Origin of the sequence: Pseudomonas sp. MH9.3 (assembly GCF_034354675.1) — a bacterium.
Lineage (GTDB): Bacteria > Pseudomonadota > Gammaproteobacteria > Pseudomonadales > Pseudomonadaceae > Aquipseudomonas.
This window is the reverse complement of record NZ_CP133785.1, coordinates 2,359,699-2,373,556: the sequence shown is the minus strand read 5'-3', so window position 1 is coordinate 2,373,556 and position 13,858 is coordinate 2,359,699. Positions and strand designations below refer to the sequence as shown.

The 13,858-nt window shown below is 60.8% G+C and carries 12 protein-coding genes; 11 read left to right on the top strand and 1 reads right to left on the bottom strand.

Features of this window, described 5'->3' with window-relative positions; translation table 11 throughout:
- Positions 1-86 precede the first annotated feature (86 nt).
- From RHM60_RS10300 to RHM60_RS10265, 8 genes are all read left to right on the top strand, one after another.
- Entirely contained in the window at positions 87-920 is an 834-nt protein-coding gene (locus tag RHM60_RS10300; RefSeq protein ID WP_322214346.1) for an ATPase, read from the top strand.
- A gap of 787 nt (positions 921-1,707) precedes the next feature.
- A complete protein-coding gene (locus tag RHM60_RS10295) occupies positions 1,708-2,967 on the top strand; it encodes an AGE family epimerase/isomerase (protein ID WP_209984134.1) in 1,260 nt (419 codons plus the stop codon).
- 104 nt (positions 2,968-3,071) lie between these two features.
- Positions 3,072-4,358, top strand: a complete 1,287-nt coding sequence (locus RHM60_RS10290; protein ID WP_209984132.1) for an ABC transporter substrate-binding protein — start codon at positions 3,072-3,074, stop codon at positions 4,356-4,358.
- A gap of 90 nt (positions 4,359-4,448) precedes the next feature.
- On the top strand, positions 4,449-5,357 hold the full coding sequence (locus tag RHM60_RS10285; protein WP_209984129.1) for a carbohydrate ABC transporter permease: 909 nt from the start codon (positions 4,449-4,451) through the stop codon (positions 5,355-5,357).
- Positions 5,350-6,195 carry a carbohydrate ABC transporter permease gene (locus RHM60_RS10280; RefSeq protein ID WP_322214344.1) on the top strand — a complete coding sequence of 282 codons (846 nt, stop codon included), beginning with the start codon at positions 5,350-5,352 and terminating at the stop codon, positions 6,193-6,195. The genes RHM60_RS10285 and RHM60_RS10280 overlap by 8 nt, the downstream gene beginning before the upstream one ends.
- Positions 6,196-6,197: 2 nt before the next feature.
- A complete protein-coding gene (locus tag RHM60_RS10275; RefSeq protein WP_209984126.1) occupies positions 6,198-7,358 on the top strand; it encodes an ABC transporter ATP-binding protein in 1,161 nt (386 codons plus the stop codon).
- A gap of 87 nt (positions 7,359-7,445) precedes the next feature.
- The gene (locus tag RHM60_RS10270) at positions 7,446-8,792 is read left to right on the top strand and encodes a carbohydrate porin (RefSeq protein ID WP_003237795.1); all 1,347 of its coding nucleotides are present in this window, start codon (positions 7,446-7,448) and stop codon (positions 8,790-8,792) included.
- A gap of 99 nt (positions 8,793-8,891) precedes the next feature.
- The gene (locus tag RHM60_RS10265; protein ID WP_322214343.1) at positions 8,892-9,737 is read left to right on the top strand and encodes a D-hexose-6-phosphate mutarotase; all 846 of its coding nucleotides are present in this window, start codon (positions 8,892-8,894) and stop codon (positions 9,735-9,737) included.
- Between the two features lie 120 nt (positions 9,738-9,857).
- Here the strand turns inward: RHM60_RS10265 and RHM60_RS10260 are convergent, their stop codons facing one another.
- The gene (locus RHM60_RS10260; RefSeq protein WP_172832156.1) at positions 9,858-10,718 is read right to left on the bottom strand and encodes a MurR/RpiR family transcriptional regulator; all 861 of its coding nucleotides are present in this window, start codon (positions 10,716-10,718) and stop codon (positions 9,858-9,860) included.
- A 220-nt stretch (positions 10,719-10,938) separates the two neighbouring features.
- On the opposite strand from RHM60_RS10260, the gene zwf reads away from it, so the two are divergent.
- Genes zwf through RHM60_RS10245 form a run of 3 tightly spaced genes read left to right on the top strand, consistent with a single transcriptional unit; the run spans position 10,939 to position 13,788 of the window.
- Positions 10,939-12,405 (top strand): glucose-6-phosphate dehydrogenase, encoded by a 1,467-nt coding sequence (zwf, locus tag RHM60_RS10255; RefSeq protein WP_209984120.1) that lies wholly within the window; start codon positions 10,939-10,941, stop codon positions 12,403-12,405.
- Positions 12,392-13,105, top strand: coding sequence for a 6-phosphogluconolactonase (pgl, locus tag RHM60_RS10250; RefSeq protein WP_209984118.1), 714 nt, complete (start codon positions 12,392-12,394; stop codon positions 13,103-13,105). The genes zwf and pgl overlap by 14 nt, the downstream gene beginning before the upstream one ends.
- Positions 13,106-13,122: 17 nt before the next feature.
- A complete protein-coding gene (locus tag RHM60_RS10245) occupies positions 13,123-13,788 on the top strand; it encodes a bifunctional 4-hydroxy-2-oxoglutarate aldolase/2-dehydro-3-deoxy-phosphogluconate aldolase (RefSeq protein ID WP_057007119.1) in 666 nt (221 codons plus the stop codon).
- The last annotated feature ends 70 nt before the right edge of the window (positions 13,789-13,858 follow it).

The following is a 13,858-nucleotide window of genomic DNA, read 5'->3' as shown; positions in this document are numbered from 1 at the left end:
GTTCCGGGTCGATCAGTGCGGCGGGCGCGCGGTTTATACTCGCGTCGCTCGGCTTGCCAGCCATCTCACCGATTCAGGGTTGATTCATGCGTAACGATGCCAACGACGATTTCGACAATGTTCCCAGCCTGCGGGCCGATACCGGGGACGATGATGATTTCGTGCCGACGCCCGCCACGTCCGTACGCTCGCGGCCCGCGCCCATGGTCAAGGTCAGGAGCGCCAGCACCGGGCCGTTGTGGGCGCTGGTCGGCGCGCTGCTGATCGCGTTTGCCGGCCTTGCCTGGTGGAGTTTCCAGCAGATATCCCTGATGGGCCAGCAGTTGGTTGCCACCCAGGAAAGTTTCGCGCGCATCAGCGAGGAAGCGGCGGGGCGCCTGCAGGATATTTCCGGCAAGGTGGTGGCCAGTGAAGCCAACGTCAACACCGGCAGCGAAGCGCTCAAACAGCAGATCAAGCAGTTGGAAACCCAACTGCTGGAGCAGGGCAAGCAACAGGTCGGCGTGGCCGGCCAGGCTACCGAGCTGGACAAGCGCCTGGCGCAGATGACTGCCAGCACCACTGAGCTGGCCAGCGCCAATGCCGCATTGCAGGGCCAGGTGCAGGCGCTGACGGATGCCGTGGCGACGCTCAAGGCGGCGCAGGGTGATGCCGGCAAGCGCGATGCCGAGCTCCGGGAGCTGGCGGCTGATGTAGCGGCGTTGAAAAAGCAGGGCAACCCGACGGCCGCCATTGCCCGCCTTGAGCAGGACATGGTTGTGCTCAAAAGCGCGCAGGAAAACCAGCCCGCCAACGTCGATGCGCCGACCAACAAAGAGTTCGACGTATTCCGTATCCAGACCACGCGCAATATCACCACCCTGCAGAGCCAGGTGCAGACCCTGAGTCAGCAGCTCAACGCGCCGCGAGGCGGTCAGTGACCTGATGCGGGTCAGCGGTGAGAGGCTCCGCCAGACGCTATCGCCCAGCGAGCTGGAGCCTCTGTGGTGAGCGGGCCTGTTGTGGCAAGCGGGCTTGCCCTAATGCCGTTCAGTTAAACGCAGATTCCCTGTGGCGAGCAGGCTTGTCCTGCGTTGGGCTGCGCAGCAGCCCCAAAGCCAGGCGCTGAGCCGTATCAGGTACACCGCATTTTGCTCGATGGGGGCGCTTCGCACCCCAACGCGGGGCAAGCCCGCTCGCCACAATAATCCCACACATTTTCCTTAACTGAACGGCATTAGGGCTTGCCCCGCGTTGGGCTGCGTAGCAGCCCCCAAATCAAAAAACGTGATGTACATATCCGTTTCTGCGGTAACGACGACTTGGGGTTCCGCTCTTACAGCGAGTCACTTTTTGAAGAGCGCAAAAAGTAACCAAAAACGCTTCGCCCCAACACTCGGCACCTCGCCCAGGTTCGGCCAGCGTGTTTGACGGGGCGCCTCAGATCAAGATCAAAGGCGCGGCGGCCTGAGAGCCGACCGATAGGGGGAGTGTGAACGGCGATCAAATGTGGGAATTGCGGTGCGACGCTTCGACTTGCCTGAAACTCCAGGCTTAAAATCAAAAAATTATTTGTGGTTGATCAGCGCAGGCTTGCTCCTTCCCTGGATTGCGGTCAAATTCAAGAGTGTCACCAGTCTGTGACATTTACCTTCCGCTTCGTTACTTGCCCCTTTTGCGCCCTTGTTTAGACTCCGGTCATCCCACAAAAAATAATAAGGGCCACCCATGACCACGCAACCACTGCCTGCCAGCAGTTGGCTGAACGCTCCTGCCCATCACGCCTGGCTTGCCGCCGAAGGCCAGCGCCTGCTGTCATTCGCCAAGGCCTCACGCCTGCCTGACGGTTTTGGCAACCTCGACGACAAAGGTCAACTGCCGGCCGACGCTCGCGCTGAAACCATGAACACTGCCCGCATGACCCACAGCTTCGCCATGGCCCATGCCATGGGGTTGCCCGGCTATGCCGAACGGGTGGCACACGGTGTCGCAGCCTTGAGCGGCCCGTTGCGCGACGGCGAGCACGGTGGCTGGTTTGCCGCGGCCAATGCCTGCGATGGCAATACCGGCAAGGCCGCCTACCTGCATGCGTTCGTTGCCCTGGCGGCCAGCTCGGCCACGGTGGTCGGTGCACCCGGCGCGCAGAACCTGCTCAACGACGCGATCCACATCATCGATCAGTTCTTCTGGAGCGAAGAGGAGGGCGTGATGCTCGAGTCCTTCGCCCGAGACTGGAGCGGCGTCGAGGCTTATCGGGGCGCCAACAGCAACATGCACGCCACCGAAGCCTTCCTCGCCCTGGCTGATGTCACCGGCGACACCCGCTGGCTGGACCGCGCGTTGCGTATCGTCGAACGGCTGATCCACACCTTTGCGGCCGGCAAGCAGTTCATGGTGATCGAGCATTTTGACGCGCACTGGAAACCGCTGCCTGCGTATAACGAAGACAACCCCGCCGACGGCTTTCGTCCCTACGGCATCACGCCTGGCCATGGGTTCGAGTGGGCACGGCTGCTGTTGCACCTCGAGGCCGCGCGCCTGCAAGCCGGGTTGGCCACGCCTGACTGGCTGCTGAGCGACGCCAAAGGCCTGTTCGCCAGCGCCTGCGAATACGCCTGGGCCGTGGATGGGGCGCCGGGCATTGTCTACACGCTGGACTGGAACCATCGCCCGGTGGTGCGCGAGCGCCTGCACTGGACCCATGCCGAAGCCAGCGCCGCTGCCCAGGCCTTGCTCAAGCGTACCGGTGAGCTGCATTACGAAATTTGGTATAGACGCCTCTGGGAGTTCTGCGAAACTCAGTTCATCGACCGCGTCCACGGCAGCTGGCACCACGAACTCAGCCCGCATAACCAGCCCGGCAGCAGGATCTGGGGCGGTAAACCGGACCTGTACCATGCCTGGCAGGCGGTGGTGCTGCCTGCACTGCCGTTGTGGCCGAGCATGACGACCGCTTTGGGCGCCGGGCGCTATGTCACCAAGTGGTGACATTTGTGCATCCCTTTGTTACCTGCACTTGAAAAATTCATGTTTAAACTCCGTGCAGCGCAAGCTCTAGACTTGCATGCATAACAACAAGAAAAGGTATTGTGATGAACGCGATTAATCGCCTCGCTCTAGCTGTTTCCGTTGCCTCTTTGTTTCCCCTCAGTGTATTTGCCGCCGACTCCAAAGGTACGGTTGAAGTCGTGCATTGGTGGACCTCGGGCGGTGAAAAGGCGGCTGTGGATGTCTTGAAGGCCCAAGTCGAGAAAGACGGCTTCACCTGGAAAGACGGTGCCGTCGCAGGTGGCGGCGGCGCCACTGCCATGACCGTGCTGAAAAGCCGCGCGGTGGCCGGCAACCCACCAGGCGTTGCCCAGATCAAAGGTCCCGACATTCAGGAATGGGCGTCCACTGGCTTGCTCGACACCGACGTCCTCAAGGACGTGGCCAAGGAAGAGAAGTGGGATTCCCTGCTCGATAAAAAAGTCTCCGATACCGTGAAGTACGACGGTGACTACGTGGCCGTTCCGGTGAACATTCACCGCGTGAACTGGCTGTGGATCAACCCGGAAGTCTTCAAGAAAGCCGGCATCACCAAAAACCCGACCACCCTCGAAGAATTCTACGCAGCCGGCGACAAGCTCAAAGCTGCGGGCTTCATTCCGCTCGCCCATGGTGGCCAGCCTTGGCAGGACAGCACCGTATTCGAAGCCGTGGTCCTGTCGGTGATGGGCCCGGAGGGCTATAAAAAGGCTCTGGTTGACCTCGATAACGCGGCGCTGACCGGTCCGGAAATGATCAAGTCGCTCACCGAGTTGAAGAAAGTCGCGACCTATATGGACGTCGACGGCAAAGGCCAGGACTGGAACCTCGAAGCAGGCAAGGTCATCAACGGCAAGGCCGGCATGCAGATCATGGGTGACTGGGCCAAGTCCGAATGGACCGCCGCCAAGAAAGTCGCCGGCAAGGACTACGAGTGCGTAGCCTTCCCGGGCACCGACAAGGCCTTCACCTACAACATCGACTCCCTGGCTGTGTTCAAGCAGAAAGACAAAGGCACTGCGGCCGGTCAGCAGGACATCGCCAAAGTCGTGCTGGGTGAAAACTTCCAGAAAGTGTTCAGCATCAACAAGGGTTCAATCCCTGTGCGCACCGATATGCTCACTCAAATGGACAAGCTGGGCTTCGACGCCTGCGCCCAGACCGCTGCCAAGGACTTCTTGGCAGACGCCAAGTCCGGCGGCCTGCAGCCAAGCATGGCGCACAACATGGCCACTACCCTGGCGGTGCAAGGTGCGTTCTTTGACGTCGTGACCAACTACATCAACGACCCGAAAGCCGACCCGGCCGACACTGCCAAGAAGCTTGGTGCTGCGATCAAGTCGGCCAAGTAACGCTTGGCTGCTGGTCCTTGTGAGGGGAAACCCCCTGACCCCTCACAAGGCTTGTTTGTGTAGTCCCTTTTTCCTGTACTGGATTTTCCCATGAGTTCTGTTGCTGTGTTCAGCAAGGCCTCGCCGTTCGATGCACTGCAGCGCTGGCTACCCAAACTGGTGCTGGCGCCGAGCATGTTCATCGTTCTGGTGGGCTTCTATGGCTACATCCTGTGGACGTTTGTACTGTCGTTCACGACCTCTACGTTCCTGCCCAACTACAAGTGGGCGGGTCTTGCGCAGTACGAGCGGTTGTTCGACAACGATCGCTGGTGGGTCGCAAGCAAGAACCTGGCGCTGTTTGGCGGCATGTTCATCGGTATCACCCTGGTAATCGGCGTGACCCTGGCGATCTTCCTCGACCAGAAAATCCGCCGCGAAGGGTTCATCCGCACTATTTATCTGTACCCGATGGCGCTCTCGATGATCGTCACCGGTACCGCCTGGAAATGGCTGCTCAACCCCGGCATGGGCCTGGACAAACTGCTGCGTGACTGGGGCTGGGAAGGCTTCCGTCTGGACTGGCTGATCGACCCGGACCGCGTCGTCTATTGCCTGGTGATCGCCGCCGTATGGCAAGCCTCGGGCTTTATCATGGCGATGTTCCTCGCCGGGCTGCGGGGTGTCGACCAATCGATCGTGCGCGCCGCGCAGATCGACGGCGCCAGCCTGCCGCGCATCTACTGGAGCGTGGTGCTGCCCAGCCTGCGTCCGGTGTTTTTCAGTGCCGTGATGATCCTCGCGCACATCGCGATCAAGAGCTTCGACCTGGTCGCGGCCATGACCGCCGGTGGCCCGGGCTATTCGTCCGACCTGCCCGCGATGTTCATGTATTCGTTCACCTTCAGCCGTGGCCAGATGGGCATGGGCTCGGCCAGTGCGATCCTGATGCTCGGTGCGATCCTCGCGATCATCGTGCCTTACCTCTACTCCGAGCTGAGGACCAAGCGTAATGACTAGTCTCGCTAACAAACCGGCGATCAGCCTGAGCCGCATCGCGATCTACGCGGTGCTGATCCTCGCCGTATTGCTGTACCTGGTGCCGCTGGTGGTGATGCTGCTGACCAGCTTCAAGACCCCGGAAGACATCAGCACCGGCAACCTGCTGAGCTGGCCCACCGTGGTCACCGGCATCGGCTGGATCAAGGCCTGGGCCACGGTGGATGGCTACTTCTGGAACTCACTGAAAATCACGGTTCCGGCCGTTCTGATCTCCACGGCGATTGGTGCATTGAACGGCTATGTGCTGTCGTTCTGGCGTTTTCGGGGTTCGCAGCTGTTCTTCGGCTTGCTGCTGTTCGGCTGCTTCCTGCCGTTCCAGACTGTGCTGCTGCCGGCCTCGTTCACCCTCGGCAAGATGGGCCTGGCCAGCACCACCACGGGCCTGGTGTTCGTGCATGTGGTCTATGGCCTGGCGTTCACCACGCTGTTCTTCCGTAACTACTACGTGAGCATTCCGGACGCGCTGATCAAGGCGGCCCGCCTGGACGGTGCAGGGTTCTTCACCATCTTCCGTCAGATCATTCTGCCGATGTCGACGCCGATCATCATGGTCTGCCTGATCTGGCAGTTCACCCAGATCTGGAACGACTTCCTGTTCGGCGTGGTGTTCTCCAGCGGCGACTCCCAGCCCATCACGGTGGCGCTGAACAACCTGGTCAACACCAGCACCGGGGCCAAGGAATATAACGTGGATATGGCGGCGGCGATGATCGCCGGGCTGCCGACCCTGCTGGTCTATGTGATCGCAGGCAAGTATTTCGTGCGCGGCCTCACGGCCGGCGCGGTCAAGGGGTAATCATGGCTACGCTTGAACTTCGCAATGTAAACAAGACCTATGGCGCCGGCCTGCCCGACACCTTGAAGAACATCGAACTGTCGATCAAGGAAGGTGAATTCCTGATTCTGGTCGGCCCTTCCGGGTGCGGTAAGTCGACCCTGATGAACTGCATCGCCGGCCTGGAGACCATTACTGGCGGCGCGATCATGATCGGTGATCAGGACGTCAGCGGCATGAGCCCCAAGGACCGTGACATCGCCATGGTGTTTCAGTCCTACGCGCTGTACCCGACCATGAGCGTGCGCGAGAACATCGAGTTCGGCCTCAAGATCCGCAAGATGCCTCAGGCCGATATCGATGCCGAAGTGGCGCGCGTGGCCAAGCTGCTGCAGATCGAACACCTGCTCAACCGCAAGCCGGGCCAGCTCTCCGGCGGCCAGCAACAACGTGTGGCCATGGGCCGTGCGTTGGCGCGTCGGCCGAAGATCTACCTGTTCGACGAACCGCTGTCCAACCTCGATGCCAAGCTGCGCGTCGAGATGCGCACCGAAATGAAGCTGATGCACCAGCGCCTGAAAACCACCACCGTCTACGTCACCCACGACCAGATCGAAGCGATGACCCTGGGCGACAAAGTGGCGGTGATGAAGGACGGCATCATTCAGCAGTTCGGCACGCCCAAAGAGATCTACAACAACCCGGCCAACCAGTTCGTGGCGAGTTTCATCGGTTCGCCGCCGATGAACTTCGTGCCGCTGCGCCTGCAGCGCAAGGACGGTCGTCTGGTGGCGCTGCTCGACAGCGGTCAGGCCCGTTGCGAGCTGGCGCTGAACATGAGCGATGCCGGCCTTGAAGACCGCGACGTAATCCTGGGCCTGCGCCCGGAGCAGATCATGCTGGCGGCGGGCGAGGGCAACAGCGCTTCGAGCATTCGCGCCGAAGTCCAGGTGACCGAGCCGACCGGCCCGGACACTCTGGTGTTCGTGCAGCTCAATGACACCAAGGTCTGCTGCCGCCTGGCACCGGACGTGGCACCGCAGGTGGGCGAGACCCTGACCCTGCAGTTCGATCCGGCCAAGGTATTGCTGTTCGATGCCAAAACCGGCGAGCGCCTGGGCACGTCAGCTGCATTGCCTTCATCGGGACAAGCCGATAATGTGGCCCAGTTCAAAAGCCGTTGAATCAGTTAACTGGTTGTTTTAGCTGAAAAAAATGTAAACCGCGTTAGATAAAAACAGTTTAATAACAATAAAGACGAGGATGTAGGGATGAAAAAGCAACACAACAACACTCGACTGCTCTGCCAACTGTCCGCAGCAGCAGCCCTGGTATTGTCCGCCAATGCGATGGCGGCCGATGCATTCAGTGCCGATTCCAAGTGGATGACCGGCGATTGGGGTGGCGAGCGTACCAAGCTGATCGAGCAAGGTATCGACATCAAGGCCGACTACGTGGGCGAGATGGGCTACAACGCCCACGGCGGCTTTAACGATGACAAGACCGGTCGCTACTCCGACCAGTTCGGTCTGGGCGTGGCACTGGACCTGCAAAAGCTGTGGGGCTGGGATAACACCCAGGCCAAGATCCAGCTGACCAACCGTAATGGCCAGAACATCTCCAACGACCGCATTGGCGACCCGCGTGCCGGCACGCTGAGTTCGTCCATGGAAGTCTACGGCCGTGGCCACATGGTGCGTCTGACCCAGTTCTGGATCCAGCACCAGATGTTCGACAACAAGTTGGACGTGAAACTCGGTTACTTCGGCGAAGGCGAAGATTTCAACACCTTCCCGTGCGACTTCCAGAACCTGTCGTTCTGCGGCTCGCAAGTGGGTAACTACGTGAACACCTGGTACAACTGGCCAGTCAGCCAGGCGGCCATCCGCGTGAAGTACAACATCACGCCTGAGCTGTATGCGCAGATCGGCGCCTACAACCAGAACCCGTCGCAGCTGGAGCACGGCAACGGCTTCAAACTCAGCGGCAGCGGCACCAAGGGCACCGTGATTCCGGTGGAGTTGGTCTGGTCGCCGAAGGTCAACAACCTGCCGGGCGAATACCGTGTGGGCTATTACAAGAGCGCGGCCGATGCAGCCGACGTTCGTGAAGACGTGAACGGCAACGACGCGGGCACCACCGGCGCGGCCTTCCGTACCCACAGCAGCAAAAAGGGCTACTGGTTCGTTGCGCAACAGCAACTCACCACCCACAACGGCGACGCCTCCCGTGGTCTGAACATCGCGGCCAACGCCACGTTCCACGACAAGGAAACCAACCTGGTCGACAACTATCAGTCGATCATGCTGGTGTACAAGGGCCCATTCGATGCGCGTCCAAAAGACGACATCGGTATTGGCGCTGCGCGTCTGCACGTCAACGACGATGTGCGCAAGAACGCTGAACTGGTCAACGCCTCCAATGGTTTCACCGACTACGACCAGGCAGGCTTCGCGCCACTGCGTTCTACCGAGTACAACTACGAAATCAACTACGGCTTCCACGTTACCAACTGGCTGACCGTGCGTCCCAACCTGCAATACGTCACCCACCCAGGTGGCGTGGATAAAGTCGACAACGCGGTAGTCGCCGGCCTGAAAATTCAGTCGGTGTTCTAACCCTGCTGCGATAAGCTCCTCTCTCTGTGCGCATTTTGCGGGTAGCCATGGCTATCCGCTTTTTTTTGCGCAGCACTGTGAAATTCAGGACCGTGGCACATGCATGAGCATCCGCTGCAACGCTTTTTCAAATCCCTGCGCGAACGTCCGGTGTTCGCCTGGGAGCGCTTTCAGATGCGCGATGTGTTGGTGATCGACCATCCGCTGTGCCAGGCGGTTTTCAGTCGTCAGGGCGCGCAATTGCTGCATTTTCAACCTGCCGGGCAAAAGCCCTGGCTGTGGTGCGCGGCCAAATGGCCGCAGGTCGGCGCCATCCGTGGCGGCGTGCCGGTGTGCTGGCCGTGGTATGGCCGGCATCCGAGTGAAAATGCGTGGCCGTCCCATGGCTGGGCGCGGCTGATCGACTGGAAACTGCTCGACAGCAGCACCGCAGAAGATGGCGTGCGCCTGCATTGGCAATTGCAGCTGTGCGACTGGCAGGTCGACCTGCACGCCCACTTGGGCGATGCCCTGGAGCTGCGCCTGAGCACCGAGCATCAGGACGAGCTGCCATGCCAGTTGAGCCACGCGTTGCATGCTTACTGGCGTATTGGTCACGTCGATGAGGTAGCGCTGTCTGGCCTGGATGGCGCGCAAGGGTATGACCAGCTCAATCGCCAGGTTTGCCAGCAGGAAGGCGAGCTGCGGGTGGACGGCGGCTGTCAGCGGGTGTTCCAGCACGAAGGTGAATTGCAGCTCAAGGATCACGCCTGGCAGCGCGAGCTGTGCATCGACACGGGGGAGAGCGCCGACACCGTGGTGTGGCATCCCGGCAGCCGGCCGCTGCTGGGCGTCAGTTTTAACGAGGCGTCAGGGTTTGTGTGCGTGGAGTCGGCGATGGCGGCGGCCTGCCTGGCGCCGGGGGAGCGGGCGCATTTGAGTTTGCAGGCCAGGGCAGGGGTCTAGTGGTGTGGCTGATGGCCTCATCGGGGGCAAGCCCCCTCCCACACTTTGATTTGTGAATACCTCAAATGTGGGAGGGGGCTTGCTCCCGATGAGGCCAGTAAAACCAACACAGATGCTGACTTAGTTAAACTCATCCCCCACCGGATACCGACTGTCATTCAAGCTCTCTTTGATCTTGCGCAGATGCGGCTGGAAATCCACCCCGCGCCTTAACGTCATGCCGGTCGCCAGCACATCCAGTACCGTCAGCTGGATGATCCGCGACGTCATCGGCATGTAGATGTCCGTGTCTTCCGGCAACGGGATGTTCAGGCTCACCGTACTGGCCTTGGCCAGCGGCGAGTTCTCGGCGGTCACCCCCAGCACCGAGGCGCCGTTTCCGCGGGCGATGCGCGCCACTTCCACCAGCTCACGGGTACGCCCGGTGTAGGAAATAATCACGAACAGCTCGCCGGTATGCGCCACCGACGCGATCATGCGTTGCATCAGCACGTCGGCGTGGGCAGTGACCGCAAGGTTGAAGCGGAAAAACTTGTGCAGCGCATCCATGGCCACCGGTGCCGAAGCGCCCAGGCCAAAGAAGTGGATCTGCCGCGCCTGAATCAGCAAATCCACCGCCTTGCTGATCAGGGCCGGGTCCAGGGCCTGGCAGGCGCTGTCCAGGGAGGCAATGGCGCTGCCAAAGATCTTCTGCGTGTAGGCCTCGGGGTTATCATCGGCTTCCACCGCGCGGCTGACATAGGCCGCGCCGCTGGCCAGACTTTGCGCCAGCTGCAATTTAAGTTCAGGGTAACCACTGACGCCGAACGAACGGCAGAAGCGGTTGACCGTCGGTTCACTGACCGAAGCGGCCTGGGCAAGGGCGGCGATGGAGAAGCGGGTCGCCTGCTGCGGGTTGAGCAGGATGACCTCGGCGACTTTTTTCTCGGCCTTGTTCAATTCTTCGAGGCGGTTCCGGATCTGTTCCAGAAGATTTCGCACGCGGTCCATTCAGTCTTTCCTTCGGGCGACGATGCAAATAAAAAGGCGGTAACCAATCGATGAGTGGCTTTTCGCGGTGGCCTATCCTACTGAGGGTAGCTGAACACCACCACTCGGAATGCGTAATTCGGGAAAATGTTGTGGTTATTACTACATTTTTCCTTGAGTGATACCTTGAAAAAAGGTATTTGTAGCTTAACTTGATAAAAGAACAAACATCATGCCCTCGATAACCGTAGAACCCTGCACCTTTGCCCTGTTTGGCGCCTTGGGTGATCTGGCGCTTCGCAAGTTATTTCCTGCCCTCTATCACCTCGATGGCGCCGATCTGCTGCACGACGACACGCGCATCCTGGCCCTGGCCCGTGAAGCCGGTTCCGAGCAGCAGCACTTGGCCCATATCGAAACAGAACTGCGCAAGTACGTCGGCAAGGCGCTGGATGAGAACGTGGCCCAGCGTTTCCTGGCGCGCCTGACCTACCTGCATGTCGACTTCATGAAGGCCGACGACTACGTCGCCCTCGCCGAAAAAGTTGGCAGCGAGCAACGTCTGATCGCCTACTTCGCCACCCCGGCGGCGGTGTATGGCGCGATCTGCGAGAACCTGTCCAAGGTCGGCCTGGCGGACAACACCCGCGTGGTGCTGGAAAAACCCATCGGCTCGGACCTGGAATCCTCGCGCAAGGTCAACGATGCCGTGGCGCAGTTTTTCCCGGAGAACCGCACCTACCGCATCGACCACTACCTGGGCAAAGAGACCGTCCAGAACCTGATCGCCCTGCGGTTCGCCAACAGCCTGTTTGAAACCCAGTGGAACCAGAACTACATCTCCCACGTGGAAATCACCGTGGCCGAGCAGGTCGGCATCGAAGGGCGCTGGGGGTATTTCGACAAGGCCGGCCAGCTGCGCGACATGATCCAGAATCACCTGCTGCAGCTGCTGTGCCTGATCGCCATGGACCCGCCGGCCGACCTGTCCGCCGACAGCATCCGCGACGAGAAGGTCAAGGTGCTCAAGGCCCTGGCGCCGATCAGCCCGGAAGGCCTGACCACCCAGGTGGTGCGCGGCCAGTACATCGCCGGCTACAGCGCCGGCAAGCCGGTGCCGGGTTACCTGGAAGAAGAAAATTCCAACACCCAGAGCGACACCGAAACCTTCGTCGCCCTGCGTGCCGATATCCGCAACTGGCGCTGGGCCGGGGTGCCGTTCTACCTGCGCACCGGCAAGCGCATGCCGCAAAAACTGTCGCAGATCGTCATCCACTTCAAGGAACCGTCCCACTATATATTCGCCCCCGAGCAGCGCCTGCAGATCAGCAACAAGCTGATCATCCGCCTGCAGCCGGACGAAGGCATTTCCTTGCGCGTGATGACCAAGGAGCAGGGCCTGGACAAGGGCATGCAACTGCGCAGCGGCCCGCTGCAACTGAATTTTTCCGATACCTATCGCAGCGCACGGATTCCCGATGCCTACGAGCGGTTGCTACTGGAAGTGATGAACGGCAATCAGAACCTGTTTGTCCGTAAAGATGAAATCGAAGCCGCGTGGACGTGGTGTGACCAGTTGATCGCCGGGTGGAAAAAATCCGGTGATGCGCCCAAGCCGTACGCGGCGGGCTCCTGGGGGCCGATGAGCTCGATTGCACTGATCACGCGGGATGGGAGGTCGTGGTATGGCGATATCTGAATTGAAACTGCCTCAGGGCGTAACGGCCCATGAGTACCGCACGCCTGCGCTGCTGGCGGACGGCCTGGCCAATGATGTGGCCGAACAACTGCGCACGGCCATCAGCGCACGTGGCGAGGCCACCCTGGTGGTGTCCGGCGGCCGCAGCCCGGTGGCGTTCTTCCAGCAGTTGGCCAAGCAGGGCCTGGACTGGTCCAGGGTCACCATCACCCTGGCGGACGAGCGCTGGGTGCCGGTGGAACACGCCGACAGCAACGCCGGCCTTCTCAAGCAGCACCTGTTGCAGGGCCCGGCCGCCAAGGCGAAGTTCCTGAGCCTCTACAGCGCTGCGGCCAACCTTGAAGACGCGGCCGAGCAGGCCGATCACCTGCTGGCCGAATTACCTGGCATTGATGTGCTGGTGCTGGGCATGGGCGATGACGGCCACACCGCCTCGCTGTTCCCCGACAGCCCGAACCTTGGCGATGCGCTGGCGCCGGACGGTACCCGCCGTTGCTGGCCAATGCTGGCGCCGACCGTGCCCCATCAGCGCCTGACCATGAGTCGCGCGCTGTTGGCCACGGCCAGGTACACCGTGCTGTCGATTTCCGGCAGCGCCAAATTGACCACCTTGAGCGCCGCGCTGGCCAGTGACGACGTTGCTGCCATGCCGATTCGCGCGTTTTTGCAACCTACCTTAGAGATTTACTGGTGCCCATGAGCCAAGGATCAGCCGCTATGAAAAGCCCTCAACCGACCGTTTCCATGGCGGACAAAGTTGCCCTGATCGACAGCCTCTGCGCCAGGGCGCGGATCCTGCCGGTGATCACCATCGCCCGCGAACAGGACATCCTGCCGCTGGCCGATGCGCTGGCAGCCGGTGGTTTGACCGCGCTGGAAGTAACCCTGCGTTCCGAGTTCGGCCTCAAGGCCATTCAGGTGCTGCGCGAGCAGCGCCCTGAACTGTGCACCGGTGCCGGCACTGTGCTTGACCGTCAGATGCTCGACGCCGCCGAGGTGGCCGGTTCGCAATTCATCGTCACCCCCGGCATTACACGCGACCTGCTGGAAGCCTCGGTGCACAGCCCGATCCCGCTGCTGCCGGGCATCAGCAATGCGTCCGGCATCATGGAAGGCTATGCCCTGGGTTATCGCCGTTTCAAGCTGTTCCCGGCTGAAGTCAGCGGCGGCGTGGCGGCAATCAAGGCGCTGGGCGGCCCGTTCGGCGAAGTGAAGTTCTGCCCTACCGGCGGCGTGGGCCCGGCCAATATCAAGAGCTACATGGCGTTGAAGAACGTGATGTGCGTGGGCGGTAGCTGGATGCTTGACCCGGAGTGGATCAGGAACGGCGACTGGGCACGTATTCAGGAAGTCACTGCGCAAGCGCTGGCCCTGCTGGACTGATCGGATGTAAAGAATCGTTGTTGCTGTGCTTAACGGCATTTTTGCGGCGCACTTGGTCGGTGTGCCGCTT

Coding starts and splice junctions, on each gene's coding strand:
- RHM60_RS10300 (WP_322214346.1), top strand. CDS start 87: ATGCGTAACGATGCCAACGACGATTTCGACAATGTTCCCAGCCTGCGG.
- RHM60_RS10295 (WP_209984134.1), top strand. CDS start 1,708: ATGACCACGCAACCACTGCCTGCCAGCAGTTGGCTGAACGCTCCTGCC.
- RHM60_RS10290 (WP_209984132.1), top strand. CDS start 3,072: ATGAACGCGATTAATCGCCTCGCTCTAGCTGTTTCCGTTGCCTCTTTG.
- RHM60_RS10285 (WP_209984129.1), top strand. CDS start 4,449: ATGAGTTCTGTTGCTGTGTTCAGCAAGGCCTCGCCGTTCGATGCACTG.
- RHM60_RS10280 (WP_322214344.1), top strand. CDS start 5,350: ATGACTAGTCTCGCTAACAAACCGGCGATCAGCCTGAGCCGCATCGCG.
- RHM60_RS10275 (WP_209984126.1), top strand. CDS start 6,198: ATGGCTACGCTTGAACTTCGCAATGTAAACAAGACCTATGGCGCCGGC.
- RHM60_RS10270 (WP_003237795.1), top strand. CDS start 7,446: ATGAAAAAGCAACACAACAACACTCGACTGCTCTGCCAACTGTCCGCA.
- RHM60_RS10265 (WP_322214343.1), top strand. CDS start 8,892: ATGCATGAGCATCCGCTGCAACGCTTTTTCAAATCCCTGCGCGAACGT.
- zwf (WP_209984120.1), top strand. CDS start 10,939: ATGCCCTCGATAACCGTAGAACCCTGCACCTTTGCCCTGTTTGGCGCC.
- pgl (WP_209984118.1), top strand. CDS start 12,392: ATGGCGATATCTGAATTGAAACTGCCTCAGGGCGTAACGGCCCATGAG.
- RHM60_RS10245 (WP_057007119.1), top strand. CDS start 13,123: ATGAAAAGCCCTCAACCGACCGTTTCCATGGCGGACAAAGTTGCCCTG.